The sequence below is a fragment of the Bacillus rhizoplanae genome, from assembly GCF_917563915.1.
GTDB classification, from domain to species: domain Bacteria; phylum Bacillota; class Bacilli; order Bacillales; family Bacillaceae_G; genus Bacillus_A; species Bacillus_A rhizoplanae.
Genome location: NZ_CAKJTI010000014.1, coordinates 12,752 through 27,072, shown reverse-complemented (window position 1 = coordinate 27,072; position 14,321 = coordinate 12,752). Strand labels below are relative to the sequence as shown.

Below are 14,321 nucleotides of genomic sequence, written 5' to 3'. Positions count from 1 at the left end.
GGTTTATAAAAAGGGATTATTTCTTAAAAAGCGAATGTATACAACAAGGCGTATGGACAAAAGGATTAGGTGGTTGGGCAGACATGAAAATTTTAATCGTAAATGAACGAGAAGAAAACAGAGGACAACTAATAGATTTTTTCAAAGAACATGTAAAAAATTTAGAATGCTTTGAAGCGAAAACAGGAATGGAATCACTACAAATAGCGAAAAAGTATACGCCAGATTTTATTTTTTTAGATACACAATTACCAGATGCAACTGGTTTTGAAGTCGCAGGGTTGCTGCGCCAATTAACATTACATACAAAATTTATATTTACAGGAAACGATATGAAAGATGCAATTATATCATTTCGTTTTCATGCTTTTTACTACTTATTGCAACCATTTAAGCAGGAGGACTTGCAGTTTTTATTGCATAGTATTGAGCAAGAAAAAGTAACACGAGAGAAAAATCGGTTGCAAAAGCTCCCAATTGAATGTCATGAAGGAATTAAATACATTCTTCCAGACGATATTGTATACATAAGTAAGAATAAAGAAAATAAAACAGTTTCAATTTATACAAATGATAATCAATATATCTCAACATATACATTACAAGAATTAGAAGGTAAGTTAGCGGTATACGATTTTTTACGTGTTCATAAAAGTTATCTCATTAACGTTATATATGTGCGAGAATTAAAGCCTTATTATAACGGAACGTATAACTTATATTTGGAAAGGTATGATAACCAGCCGATACCTGTTAGTCGAAATTATGTAAAACGACTTCGAAATAAAATTGAGTTGTAACAAGTTGTGGAAGAATTTTGACATGTTAAAATAGAAAACCTTCATCATAAGGAATATTATCTTTAAATATTCTGAAAATTTAGTACAATTCCCTCTAAGGCATAACATTAGGGGGGATTCTTGTTGAAAGCGTGGAAATCTATTTTACTTTGGGGTGTGATTACGGCTTTAGGAGCAGCGGGATTTGCTGTTTTAGCGTTATCTCGCGGTGAAACGATTAATGCAGTTTGGTTGCTTGTTGCTGCTGTTTCCGTATATGCCGTTGCATATCGGTTTTATAGTAAATTTATTTCAAGAAAAGTTTTTGAATTGGACGACAATCGAAAAACACCGGCAGAACTTTTGAATGATGGGAAAGATTATGTTCCGACAAATAAATGGGTTTTATTTGGGCACCACTTTGCGGCAATTGCTGGAGCCGGACCATTAGTTGGTCCAATCTTAGCTGCACAGATGGGATATCTGCCAGGAACAATTTGGATTATTGTTGGAGTTGTGTTAGCTGGAGCTGTACAAGATTTCGTGATTTTGTTCGCATCTATGCGTCGTAACGGAAAGTCACTTGGTGAAATGATTAAAGAGGAGATTGGTCCTGTAACAGGTTTTATTGCGATGATCGGCATTTTGGGAATTATGATTATTTTATTAGCGGTATTAGCTCTTGTTGTGGTGAAAGCACTTGTAGGAAGCCCATGGGGAATGTTTACGATTGCAGCAACAATTCCAATTGCAATTTTAATGGGTGTATATATGCGTTACATTCGTCCCGGTCGTGTTGGAGAAGGTTCAGTTATCGGTATTATTTTACTTCTTTTATCGCTTGTAGCGGGTCAGTATGTAGCGGAAAATCCAACACTTGCTACGATGTTCACATTTAAAGGTGAAACAATTGCAATTATGCTTATCATTTATGGATTTATTGCTTCTGCATTACCTGTATGGCTATTACTTGCTCCGCGTGATTATTTAAGTACGTTTTTAAAGATTGGAACAATTGTTGGTTTAGCGCTCGGTATCATTATTGTTGCACCAGATTTACAAATGCCGGCAGTTTCAAAATTTATTGATGGAACGGGTCCAGTATTTGCAGGGAATTTATTCCCATTCTTATTTATTACAATTGCCTGCGGAGCTGTATCTGGCTTCCATGCGCTTGTTTCTTCTGGTACAACCCCGAAAATGATAGAGAGGGAAGGACATGCACAGCCAATTGGTTATGGTGCTATGCTTATGGAATCATTTGTTGCCGTAATGGCAATGATTGCAGCTTGTGTACTAACGCCAGGTACATACTTTGCAATTAATAGTCCACCGGCAGTCATTGGAACGGATGTAGCACAGGCAGCACAAGTAATTAGTTCTTGGGGGTTTACTGTGACGCCAAATGAGTTGAAAGACCTGGCTGCAAACGTCGGAGAACAAACGATATTATCTCGTACAGGCGGGGCACCAACGCTCGCGATTGGTATGGCCCATATTTTCTCTCAAGTAATTGGTGGACAAGCATTAATGGCATTTTGGTATCACTTTGCAATTTTATTTGAAGCGCTCTTCATTTTAACAACTATTGATGCAGGAACACGTGTTGGTCGGTTTATGATTCAAGATATTTTAGGTCACGTTTATAAACCGTTTGCGAAAACAGATTCTATGCTTTCCAATATTGTTGCAACAACGCTGTGTGTACTAGGATGGGGATATTTCTTATATCAAGGGGTTATTGATCCGCTTGGCGGTATCAATACGTTATGGCCGCTCTTTGGAATCGCAAATCAAATGTTAGCTGGGATTGCATTATTACTTGGAACGACTGTTTTGTTTAAAATGGGAAAAAAGGCATACGTTTGGGTGACGCTCATTCCGACAACATGGTTACTGATTGTTACAATGACAGCTGGCTATCAAAAGTTATTTCATGAAAATCCGAAAATTGGATTCCTCTCTCATGCAAAAGTATTCCAAAGTGCACTAGATAAAGGGAAAGTATTAGCACCAGCGAAAAACGTAGCACAAATGAAACAAATTATTCTTAATGATTATATTGATGCGGCGCTTTGTGGAATTTTCATGCTTGTTGTAATCGCGGTACTGATATCAGCTATTAGAATATGGATACAAGTATTGAACAATAAAGCAACTCCATTAAAAGAAGCGGCGTATGTTCCACGCGATGAAAGTGAGGTACAACACTATGCTTAAAACAATGATAGGCATGTGGAGATACCGAAAACAATTTATTAGTTTGCTTGTTGGTGTACCTAGCTATGAGAAGTATGTTGCTCATATGAAACAAAAACATCCAAATGAAATTGTATTATCTCGAAAACAATTTTTTGCCGAAGCGCAAGAAGCAAGATTTAATGCGAAGGACGGTAAAGTTTCGAGATGTTGTTAGAGAGAATATAGTGTTATAAAAAGGAGCGATATCTCGCTCTTTTTTTGTGTTTAAAAGTTTCACGTGAAACAAATAAAGAAAGGTTTGGGAATTATAGGGATATAATATACAATAATAAATAGGAAAAGGGGTATTGAAAATGGATAATGATGGAACGCTCGTTTGAATTTTCAAGTTGTAGAAAGGCCAGGTATATTTTTATGCTAGATGATCTATTTGTTAATACAACTATTATTCTTTCTTTTATTTTTGTTGGTGCTCAACTGTTTAAAAATATTTCATTAAAAGAGCCGCTATCAATTGAAGTGAAATGTCTTGTTGGTATTGTAATGGGAATTTTAGGTGCTCTGCTTATGAAATTTGGTGTCCATATTGAGGATGTGTTGCTAGATTTACGATATCTTTCTGTTATATTAGCTGCAATTATTGGGGGACCTATTGCAAGTTTATTAGCTTCCATCATTATTTTAATTGTACGTTTATTATTAACGAATTATTCAGTAGGGTCACAAGTAGGTATATATGTGATTTTGTTAACAGGTATAGGTTGCACGATTATTTCAATGTTTCGCATTTCTGTTTTGAAAAAGTGGACTTGGTTACATATTTATTGTTTAACAGTTTCATCGATTGCAATTTATTTTGTTTTTAAAGACGTTCTTGTATTAAGCTTATATTTACTTGTTAGCATTATGACAGGGTATATCACTTTTTTAAGTGCACATTATGCTTTACAGTCAAACGAATTGTTTCGCATGATGAAACAGTATGCAACAATGGATCCCTTAACCGGATTAGGAAATGTTCGTAAATTCGATACAGAATTAAATAGAAATATTGAGAATAAGAAAAATAATGAAAATCCACTCTGTTTATTGCTAGTAGATATTGATTATTTCAAGGATGTGAATGACAAGTATGGACACCCTGCTGGTGATGAAGTTTTACAACAATTAGGGGAAATTTTAAAGAATAGTTCTCCATTCCCGCATTTAGTATTTCGAAAAGGCGGAGAGGAATTTGCTTTATTATTACCAAACTCAACATTACAATATGCTGTAGATATAGGGGAAAGAATTCGAGCAGTTGTAGAGAAGCATGTGTTTCGGTTACCAAATGATATTTGTTTAAATATCACAATTTCGGTAGGTGCTTCAATCTATGTAGACTCACCGCAGCAATTTATTCAACTTGCAGATGATGCATTATACTCTTCCAAACGAAATGGAAGAAATCAAGTGAGTGCTGTTTCATGAAAAATAAAGTCGTCCATACGTGACGACTTTATTTTTTAATTTTTATCCCGCTATTCGCGGGCAGTAAGACCCCCACCATTGATTGAAGTTTCACTTTATACAAGTTCTTTTCCAGATTCAAACTTACGATATGCACCGTGATGGGTTGGGCCCACATATTCGTTTAGTTTGAATGAGTGGCGAATGGCAGCTGTAATAAACTCTTTTGCTACTTGCACAGCTTCTTTTACAGATTTTCCTTTTGCTAGTTCTGCTGTAATTGCAGCAGCATATGTACAACCTGCACCGTGTGTGTATGTTGTTTCAATTTTTTCAGATTCTAAGATTTCAAATGTTTCTCCATCGTATAATAAATCGATTGCTTTTTCTGTCCCTAGCTTGCTGCCACCTTTAATAAGTACGTATTTTGTACCTAAAGCGTGGATTTTTTCAGCAGCTTGCTTCATATCTTCAAGTGAGTTAATTTTTACACCGCTTAGTTGATACGCTTCAAATAAGTTTGGTGTTACAATCAATGCTTTTGGAACGAGCAAATCGCGTAAGCATTCGTTCGTTTCCGGATGAAGCGCTTCGTCTGCCCCTTTACATACCATAACAGGGTCTACTACTACATTTTGTAGATTATGTTTCTCAATTGTTTCAGCAACAAGCTCAATAACCTCAACAGATCCAAGCATACCTGTTTTTAATGCATCAACGCCAACGCCTTCGATTGTCGTTTCTAATTGTGGTTTTAATGTAGACGCTGGAATTGGGAACACATTATGTGCCCAACCGTTATGTGTATCCATTGTTACGATTGTTGTCAGAGCTGTCATACCATATACCCCAAGCTCTTGGAATGTTTTTAGATCTGCTTGCATACCAGCGCCGCCGCTTGTGTCAGAACCAGCGATTGTAAGTGCTTTGTTTAATGTCATTGTGAAAGCCCCCTCAAGTGATATAATGAAAACTACATTTTTATCCATTATATCAATGTTATGACTAAGTACAAAGTGAAAAAGTTACTTGCATGTTTTAGAAGAGATTGAATTTGATACAATGAGAAATGAAAATATTGTATGTAGGAGTAGATATGATTAACGGTACATTTAAGGCTGGTAGAGGATTTGATTTAACAGCAGAAGAAGCAAAGGCGGTAGCTGTTGCTGATAAATATTTAGATCAATTCCTTGCGGCTGATAAAGTTGTATTTGGTTTCCCTTTATGGAACTTAACAATCCCAGCTGTACTACACACATATATTGATTACTTAAACTGTGCGGACAAAACATTTAAATATACGCCAGAAGGCCCAGTAGGTCCTATTGGAGATAAGAAAATTGCATTATTAAACGCACGTGGCGGTGTATATTCTGAAGGGCCAGCAGCTGAAGTAGAAATGGCCGTTAAGTATGTAGCAAGCATGATGGGCTTCTTCGGTACAAAAGATATGGAGACAGTAGTAATTGAAGGTCACAACCAATTCCCAGATAAAGCGGAAGAAATTATTGCAGCAGGTCTTGAAAAAGCTGTTAAAGTAGCAAGTGCGTTCTAATTAACAAAACAAACGCCATTTAATATAGCGGTACCAACACTATAAAAGTGCTGGTACTGTTTTTTTATCCCGCTGCTTTTGAGTGGATTTTTTATTATCGAGGGATGAAGAAAAACTCCCACTGCTGGGAGTTTCACTTTATTTTACTATTTTATTTTTGTAATAGTTCTTCTTGTTCATTCTTATTATGATTCGGAAGTGGAAATACATTACCGATCATTGCAGCTCCAATCATTGGTAACAATAAATTAATTGGGAAGAACATGAGTAATAATAATGTCATAGCGATTGGTTTTCGTACTGCATAGCTTGAAATGGCTGTCGTTACAATAGCTACACAAGCAACTGGATCTAATGACGGTATGACAGTTGCTATAGCATATCCAATACTTGCACCAGAAAATACAATTGGAAAAATATGTCCGCCACGCCAACCTGTAGTTAAACAAACCGCGGTTATACACAACTTTAAAATCCCTGAAAGAGCCAGTATCCCAAATGATATTTCTGTCCATTCATTTACTAAGTCTTTTAATTGGTGTTCTCCTGAAAACAGTGTATACGGAAGTATAGTTCCTGTAATCCCTAAAAGGATACCGCCTATAATCGCTAATGTTAGCTTATATTCTTGAAAAGGATGTATTATTTTTTCTAATATATGTTCTATTTGGAAATAACAGTATCCTACCCCAACACCTATAAAAATAAGAGGGAGAAAGGCAATCCATTCATGGAGTGCAAAAGATCCTTCTCCAAAGTTAACAATAAAGGATCCTCGATTATCAAACTGACTAAGCAATAAATATACAGAAAAACCAGCAAAAGTAGTAGCGAGATATACGATAGTCTTTTTCCCTCTAAAAGCTTCAGTGAGTTGTGTATCCTCATGTTCTCTTGGAGCTAAATAACCGAATAGCGGTGCATTAAAAATAACACTTAAAGCAGCGCCAATCCCAAATTCTGTTAGTTCGTGCATTCCTTTTAAAGTAAATTTAAAGCGATCACCAACCCACGTACAAAGCCCACCTATAATCCCAACAAGTGCTGCTTCTGGTCCTAAGCTTGCGCCAAATACTAAAACAATAACAGCTGTTAACGTAGCTTTATGCACAAAATGGTACTCAATTCTACCTGTTTTTTGATATTCAGCCATGGTCTCTGGCATTAAACGAGGGTATGTACCGAAATACTTCTGTGACAGTCCGACAAGAACACCACCAATTACTGTTACACAAATTGTGTAATAAGAGGGTGATCCTAATTCTTTAGGTAAATATTCCCAAATAAACTGAATTCCAGCATTTGTGACGACTAAAAATAACCAGACTATAGCACCAACTATAGCACCTAAAAATAAACCGTACATGATGAGTAAATAGTGCATGTTTCTCCTGGTAGCCATTTTTTATGCCTCCTTTATGTTATATCCTATTATGAAAAAGTTAGAGATTCTGATACGAAAATAATTGGATAACTCATTCAATATGCATATTATCTTTTTTAAAGAACTACTTATTCAAAGTATATTACAAAAGTCAGCATTATTATTGTATGAAACTCTGAACTAGTCATAATTTTAATCATGTTTATACATATATTTTGCTGCTTGCTAAAATTAAGTATAACTCTTTAATTTTACATAGTAAGTAAAGTTTTTGAAACGTTTTTTTTGTTTTTAGTATAGAATATCAATGTTTTTTTAATATAATTTAAAGTTTAAGAATAAACAAACGGATTGTTGTCATTTTTACAAAGATTCAGAAAAATAATTGACACTAGGAAATATTTGCTATAAAATCAACGGTAATTGCATAAGTCTTATCAAGAATAGGTGGAGGGACCGGGCCCTGTGAAACCTTGGCAACAGCCGTAAAGCGGAATTGTGCCAAATCCTGCAGGTATTTCCTGAACGATAAGAAAGGCTACATGTCGAGCGTTTATCTAAACTGCTTCTTTCTTATTTAGGAAAGAAGCAGTTTTTTTATGTTAAGAAAGGGGATTGGGAGATGAGCGATACAAGGGGAAAAGGAACAATTTGTGTGCAAGGTGGTTATACGCCGAAAAATGGTGAACCGCGTGTTTTGCCGCTTTATCAAAGCACGACGTATAAATACGATACATCTGACGATTTAGCAGCTCTCTTTAATTTAGAGGCAGAAGGTTACATTTATACGCGCATTGGTAATCCAACGCTTGCAGCATTTGAGCAGAAGCTGACGGAGTTAGAAGGGGGTGTTGGTGCTGTTGCAACTGCATCAGGGCAAGCTGCAATTATGTTAGCTATATTAAATATTTGCGGCAGCGGCGATCACCTGCTTTGCTCATCAACAGTATACGGCGGTACATTTAATTTATTTGCAGTTAGTCTGCGGAAGCTTGGCATTGAGGTTACTTTCTTTAATCCAAACTTAGCTGCTGATGAAATTGTTGCTCTCGCAAATGAGAAAACAAAGCTTGTGTATGCAGAATCGCTTGGAAATCCAGCGATGAATGTTCTTAACTTTAAAGAGTTTTCTGATGCAGCAAAAGAGCTTGAGGTACCATTTATCGTCGACAATACGTTAGCAACGCCGTATTTATGCCATGCATTTGAACATGGTGCAAACATTGTCGTTCATTCTACAACGAAATACATTGATGGCCATGCAAGCTCACTTGGCGGTATTGTCATTGATGGCGGTAATTTCGATTGGAGCAAGTTTCCTGAATTTGTTGAACCAGATCCAAGTTATCATGGTGTGAGTTACGTCCAAAAATTTGGGCAAGCGGCATACATTGTGAAAGCTCGTGTGCAGTTATTAAGAGACTATGGAAATTGTATGAGTCCATTCAATGCGTATGTGAGCAATATTGGCTTAGAAACATTGCATCTCCGTATGGAGCGTCATAGTCAAAATGCACTAGCTGTTGCACAGTGGCTATCTCAGCATGAACGCGTTGAGTGGGTCAATTATCCAGGACTTCAAGGTAATGAAAATTATGCATTGGCACAAAAATATTTACCGAAAGGTGCGAGCGGTGTTTTAACGTTTGGAGTAAAAGGCGGTATTGAATCCGCTAAGCAGTTTATTGCAAATGTGAAGCTCGCAGCATTGGTGACGCATGTGGCAGATGCAAGAACTTGTGTGATTCATCCTGCAAGCACAACGCATCGTCAGCTTACTGAAGAGCAGCAGCGTCTAGCAGGTGTAACGCCTGATTTAATTCGGTTATCGGTTGGTATTGAAGATGCGGCGGATATTATTGCTGATTTAGCAGAAGCCCTTTCTGGAGGAAAACAGTATGCCGATCATCATTGCTAAAGATTTACCCGCTCGTAAAGTATTACAAAATGAAAATATTTTCGTAATGACGAAAGAACGAGCACAAACACAAGATATCCGTGCTTTGAAGATTGCTATTTTAAATTTAATGCCAACAAAGCAAGAGACAGAAACGCAGTTGCTTCGTTTAATTGGAAATACACCGCTTCAGCTCGATGTACATTTACTTCATATGGAATCTCATACATCAAGAAATGTGGCGCAGGAGCATTTAACAAGCTTCTATAAAACATTTCGTGATATTGAAGGAGAAAAATTTGATGGACTGATTATTACTGGTGCTCCGGTTGAAACACTTTCTTTCGAAGAGGTAGATTACTGGAAAGAGTTGAAGCAAATTATGGAATACTCAAAGACGCATGTTACATCGACGCTTCATATTTGCTGGGGGGCGCAAGCAGGATTGTATTATCATTACGGTATTCCGAAATATTCGCTTCAGCAAAAGATGTTTGGTGTGTTTGAACATGAAGTGAAGCAGGAGCATGTGAAATTGTTACGCGGTTTTGATGAAAGCTTTTTTGCGCCGCATTCTCGTCATACGGAAGTCCGTGCATCTGATATTCAAAAAGTACAGGAACTTGATATGTTAGCGACATCTGAAGAAGCTGGTGTTCATCTCGTTATGAATAAAGATGGAAAGCATATTTTTGTTCTTGGCCATAGTGAATACAGCTGCGAGACGTTAAAGCAAGAATATGAGCGAGATCAACAAAAGGGGCTCGATATTGCTATTCCAAAAAACTATTTTAGGCATGACAATCCATTGGAAAAGCCAATGGTAAAATGGCGTAGCCATGGGAATCTACTATTTTCAAATTGGCTAAATTACTATGTATATCAAGAAACTCCTTATATTTTGTAAAGGAAGCTAAATGTAACACTTGGTAGCGTTTTCTTTGCAAGGAGTGCCCTTTATTTTTCGGAATGTTCCAAATATATTGTTTTTTTGAATCTTACCTTATATAATGGCACCTAAATACAATTTTTAGAGGGGTGGACAGTATTATGAACGAAATTCGAGTCGGATTATTAGGTCTTGGAACTGTAGGAAGCGGTGTGGTGCGTATTATTGAAGATCATCAAGATCGTTTAGCGCATCAAATCGGTTGTCCTGTCAAAGTAGCAAAAGTGTTAGTACAAAACATAGAAAAAGAACGTGAGGTCCAAGTAACCCCTGCATTGTTAACGAAAAATCCAGATGAAATTATAAATAACCCAGATGTTGACGTTGTTATTGAGGTGATGGGCGGTGTAGAAGATGCGAAAGCATATATTTTACAATCGCTGCAAAACGGAAAGCACGTTGTAACAGCAAATAAAGATTTAATGGCACTTCACGGTGCAGAACTTCTTACTGTGGCAAAAGCACATCAAGCGGATTTGTTTTATGAAGCAAGTGTAGCAGGCGGTATTCCGATTTTGCGAAGCATTGTGGAAGGTCTTTCTTCTGATCGGATTACGAAAATGATGGGAATTGTGAACGGAACAACGAATTTTATTTTGACAAAAATGTCTGAAGAAGGGAGAGCATACGAAGACGTGTTAAATGAAGCGCAGCAACTTGGATTTGCAGAAGCGGATCCAACATCAGACGTTGAAGGGTTAGATGCGGCACGAAAGATGACGATCTTAGCAACACTGGGCTTTTCTACAAATGTAGAACTTCATGATGTGAATGTAAAAGGGATTACATCCATTACGGAGGAGGATATTACATATAGTAAGAGCTTAGGTTATACAATTAAGTTAATCGGCGTAGCGAAACGTGATGGCGAAAAATTAGAGGTGACAGTAGAACCAACACTGCTGCCAAATGCGCACCCGCTTGCAGCTGTTCAAAATGAATATAATGCGGTATATGTATACGGCGAAGCGGTAGGAGAAACAATGTTTTACGGACCAGGTGCAGGAAGCTTACCAACAGCAACAGCTGTTGTATCTGACTTAGTTGCGGTTATGAAAAATGTACGCCTCGGTGTAACAGGGAATAGTGCTGTGACTCCGCAATATGAGAAAGTATTAAAAGAGGAAGACGAAATTTATGTGAAGAAGTTTCTACGCCTTCATGTGAAAGATGAGGTAGGTGTGTTTGCAAAAATTACATCTCTGTTCTCTGAACGCGGCGTAAGCTTCGAAAAGATTATTCAAATGCCATTACAAGAGAAAGGAGCAGCTGAGATTGTCATCGTTACCCACCGTGCATCCCTTGCAGACTATGCGTATATTTTAGAAACGCTAGAAACGTATAAAGAAGTGGATTGCGTGAAAGCGAATTATCGTATTGAAGGAGATGCTCGCTAATGTGGAACGGACTACTTGCTGCTTATAAAGAATATTTACCGATTACTGATCAGACGCCTTTGCTTTCGTTATCAGAAGGAAATACACCGCTCATTTTATTAGAAAACCTTTCAGAAAAATGGGGTGTTTCTGTTTATGCGAAAGTAGAAGGGGCAAACCCGACTGGTTCCTTTAAAGACCGCGGGATGGTTATGGCAGTAGCGAAGGCAAAGGAAGCTGGCAGCAAAACGGTTATTTGTGCTTCAACAGGAAATACATCTGCGTCTGCGGCTGCCTATGCAGCGCGCGCAGGTTTATCTTGTATTGTTATGATTCCGAACGGAAAAATTGCATACGGTAAGTTGGCTCAGGCAGTGATGTACGGAGCTGAGATTATTAGTATTGACGGGAACTTTGACCATGCTCTGCAAATGGTGCGGAAGTTAAGCGATTCATCGCCTATTACGCTTGTAAATTCAGTAAATCCGTATCGCATTGAAGGGCAAAAAACAGCGGCATTTGAAATTTGTGATGCACTTGGAAAAGCGCCTGATATTTTAGCCATTCCAGTTGGGAATGCGGGCAATATTACAGCATACTGGAAAGGGTTTACAGAGTATAACGAAAAGCATGGTATGGGTTTACCGGAAATGCGCGGTTTTGAAGCGGAAGGAGCAGCAGCGATTGTACGCGGATATAAAATTGAAGATCCTGAGACAGTTGCCACTGCAATACGCATCGGCAACCCTGCAAGCTGGGATAAAGCCGTTGCAGCTGCCCGCGATTCAAATGGAAAAATTGATGAGGTAACAGATGCAGAAATTCTTCAGGCATATGAATGGCTTGCCAAGTATGAAGGAATTTTTGCAGAGCCTGCTTCTTGTGCGTCGCTTGCTGGTATTTATAAGCAAGTACAAACAGGAGAAATAACAAAAGGAAGTAAAATCGTCGCTGTTTTAACAGGAAACGGTTTAAAAGATCCTAACATTGCAATTGATACGAAAAAAATTCAGCCGCTTGTTTTGCCAAATGATGAAAAGGTTGTGTTTGAACACATTCAAGGAGCTGTCCTGCGATGAAGGCGGCTCCCATGTTTACAATTCGTGTGCCTGCCAGTACAGCAAATCTTGGGCCAGGCTTTGATTCAATTGGTCTTGCGGTAAGTAAATATTTAACAGTAGATGTATTTTCGCATTACAGATGGGAGTGCAAGGCGAAAACACCACTTCTTCAAGGTATTCCAGAAGATGAGAAAAATTTACTGATTGAGACTGCTAGGGAAATAGCCGCTCGTTATAATAAGGAGCTTCCATATTGTATTCTCTATCTCGATAGTGATATTCCATTAGCAAGAGGACTTGGAAGCAGTGCCTCGGCAATTATTGCTGGGATTGAACTTGCCAATCAGCTCTGTGAATTGCATTTATCTAGCAGAGAAAAACTATTGATTGCAACGGAAATAGAAGGGCATATCGATAATGTTGGAGCTGCGTTATATGGTGGACTTATAATAGGAACGTATGATGGAAAAGATATTGCATTTTTGTCACAGCCCATTCATGATGTAGAACTTGTTGCGGTTATTCCTTCATATGAACTTAAAACAGTTCATGCAAGAGATGTACTTCCGAGTAGGTTATCGTATATGGACGGCATTCGCGGCAGCGGTGTTGCCAATGTACTTGTAGCAGCTTTATGTAAAGAGGATTGGGTACTTGCTGGGGAAATGATGAAACAGGATGTGTTTCATGAACCGCACCGTAAGCAGCTCGTTCCTGAATTGCAAAAACTTCATGAATTAGAGCATGAGAATGTATATGGTGTCTCTTTAAGCGGTGCCGGGCCAACTGTGCTTTGTTATGTGAAAAAAGGAAGTGCTGACGAAGTGAAGGTATGGCTGCAATCTATTTTTAGTCATTGCGTGGTAGAAACGCTTCAAGTTGTAAACGAAGGGGTTCATATTATATATGAACAACAAAAGCCCATTGAAAGTATATAGCTTTCAATGGGCTTCTTTCGTATGCCAACTTTGTAATACTGTTGTGCCGATTTGAATAAATGCTTGAATGAGCCAGCCTGTTGTAAAAGATAGAATAATGGTACCGAAATAAATAGGGCCATCCAGCATGAAGCTACCAGCTAAAAATAGACAAGCTAGAGAAATTTCTGTTTTCCGGAAGGACCACTTTGTCTTTTCAGAGATTGTTAAAACAAACGCTTCTTGCGGCGCAGTGCCAAGCTGTGATGAAACATAAATACCAATTCCTGCTCCAACAAATACATTTCCGCATATAAGTGTTATATACTTTGGAAGAGCTCGAATGCCATCCATTATAAATGCAACTGAACCAATCATATCAACAAAAACAGAGATTAAAATCATCGTCATGATTGTACCAAATGTAATCTGTTTTCGGTTCATAGACAGTACGATAAAGGTAAAGATAAGATTAATAATAAACATCCAAGATCCGATGCTTAAACCAAAATTTTGATATAAAGCAATGAAAAGCGAATCATACGGACTAAGACCAAATGAAGTAATCGTTGTCATCATATTTATACCGAGAGAGAGTAGCAGTAATCCGCCTATAAAAAATATATACTCTAATTTAAATTTCATAATGAAACACAAATCCTTTCTTACTAAGCTTGCTAGCAAAGGATATAATGTGAAAAGCTTACCAGGTCAAGGGGTACATTTCTAAAATTTCTTTGTATGCGGTA

12 protein-coding genes, 1 pseudogene and 1 riboswitch are annotated in these 14,321 nt (G+C 37.7%); of the genes and pseudogenes, 10 read left to right on the top strand and 3 right to left on the bottom strand.

Annotation, left to right across the window (positions count from 1 at the left end):
• Window positions 1-83 precede the first annotated feature (83 nt).
• The 4 genes from LRP84_RS13845 to LRP84_RS13830 all read left to right on the top strand — a co-directional run bounded on the left by LRP84_RS13845 (window position 84) and on the right by LRP84_RS13830 (window position 4,451).
• A complete protein-coding gene (locus tag LRP84_RS13845) occupies window positions 84-800 on the top strand; it encodes a LytR/AlgR family response regulator transcription factor (RefSeq protein WP_230575616.1) in 717 nt (238 codons plus the stop codon).
• Window positions 801-923: 123 nt separating this feature from the next.
• On the top strand, window positions 924-2,999 hold the full coding sequence (locus LRP84_RS13840; protein ID WP_230575615.1) for a carbon starvation CstA family protein: 2,076 nt from the start codon (window positions 924-926) through the stop codon (window positions 2,997-2,999).
• Window positions 2,992-3,195 (top strand): YbdD/YjiX family protein, encoded by a 204-nt coding sequence (locus LRP84_RS13835; RefSeq protein WP_230575614.1) that lies wholly within the window; start codon window positions 2,992-2,994, stop codon window positions 3,193-3,195. Before LRP84_RS13840 ends, LRP84_RS13835 begins: the two co-directional genes overlap by 8 nt.
• Window positions 3,196-3,395: 200 nt before the next feature.
• Window positions 3,396-4,451, top strand: coding sequence for a GGDEF domain-containing protein (locus LRP84_RS13830; protein ID WP_230575613.1), 1,056 nt, complete (start codon window positions 3,396-3,398; stop codon window positions 4,449-4,451).
• A gap of 95 nt (window positions 4,452-4,546) precedes the next feature.
• Here the strand turns inward: LRP84_RS13830 and pdxK are convergent, their stop codons facing one another.
• Entirely contained in the window at window positions 4,547-5,371 is an 825-nt protein-coding gene (gene pdxK, locus LRP84_RS13825; RefSeq protein ID WP_230575612.1) for a pyridoxine/pyridoxal/pyridoxamine kinase, read from the bottom strand.
• A 140-nt stretch (window positions 5,372-5,511) separates the two neighbouring features.
• Between pdxK and LRP84_RS13820 the strand changes: the two are divergent.
• Window positions 5,512-5,988 (top strand): annotated as a pseudogene (locus tag LRP84_RS13820) (FMN-dependent NADH-azoreductase); the annotation flags it as partial.
• 151 nt (window positions 5,989-6,139) lie between these two features.
• On the opposite strand, the gene LRP84_RS13815 reads toward LRP84_RS13820, so the two are convergent.
• Window positions 6,140-7,390 (bottom strand): chloride channel protein, encoded by a 1,251-nt coding sequence (locus LRP84_RS13815; RefSeq protein ID WP_230575611.1) that lies wholly within the window; start codon window positions 7,388-7,390, stop codon window positions 6,140-6,142.
• Between the two features lie 413 nt (window positions 7,391-7,803).
• Window positions 7,804-7,907, top strand: a riboswitch (SAM riboswitch).
• A gap of 87 nt (window positions 7,908-7,994) precedes the next feature.
• On the opposite strand from LRP84_RS13815, the gene LRP84_RS13810 reads away from it, so the two are divergent.
• The 5 genes from LRP84_RS13810 to thrB all read left to right on the top strand — a co-directional run bounded on the left by LRP84_RS13810 (window position 7,995) and on the right by thrB (window position 13,593).
• Entirely contained in the window at window positions 7,995-9,290 is a 1,296-nt protein-coding gene (locus tag LRP84_RS13810; RefSeq protein WP_230575610.1) for a bifunctional O-acetylhomoserine aminocarboxypropyltransferase/cysteine synthase, read from the top strand.
• Window positions 9,271-10,176: a homoserine O-acetyltransferase MetA gene (gene metA, locus LRP84_RS13805; RefSeq protein WP_230575609.1), complete on the top strand. Its 906-nt coding sequence runs from the start codon at window positions 9,271-9,273 to the stop codon at window positions 10,174-10,176. The genes LRP84_RS13810 and metA overlap by 20 nt, the downstream gene beginning before the upstream one ends.
• Window positions 10,177-10,319: 143 nt before the next feature.
• Complete coding sequence (locus LRP84_RS13800) at window positions 10,320-11,615, top strand: homoserine dehydrogenase (protein WP_230575608.1); 1,296 nt, start codon at window positions 10,320-10,322, stop codon at window positions 11,613-11,615.
• Window positions 11,615-12,673 carry a threonine synthase gene (thrC, locus tag LRP84_RS13795; protein ID WP_230575607.1) on the top strand — a complete coding sequence of 353 codons (1,059 nt, stop codon included), beginning with the start codon at window positions 11,615-11,617 and terminating at the stop codon, window positions 12,671-12,673. Before LRP84_RS13800 ends, thrC begins: the two co-directional genes overlap by 1 nt.
• Window positions 12,670-13,593: a homoserine kinase gene (thrB, locus tag LRP84_RS13790; protein WP_230575606.1), complete on the top strand. Its 924-nt coding sequence runs from the start codon at window positions 12,670-12,672 to the stop codon at window positions 13,591-13,593. Before thrC ends, thrB begins: the two co-directional genes overlap by 4 nt.
• Before the next feature lie 3 nt (window positions 13,594-13,596).
• Here the strand turns inward: thrB and LRP84_RS13785 are convergent, their stop codons facing one another.
• A complete protein-coding gene (locus LRP84_RS13785) occupies window positions 13,597-14,220 on the bottom strand; it encodes a YczE/YyaS/YitT family protein (RefSeq protein WP_230575666.1) in 624 nt (207 codons plus the stop codon).
• Window positions 14,221-14,321 lie beyond the last annotated feature (101 nt).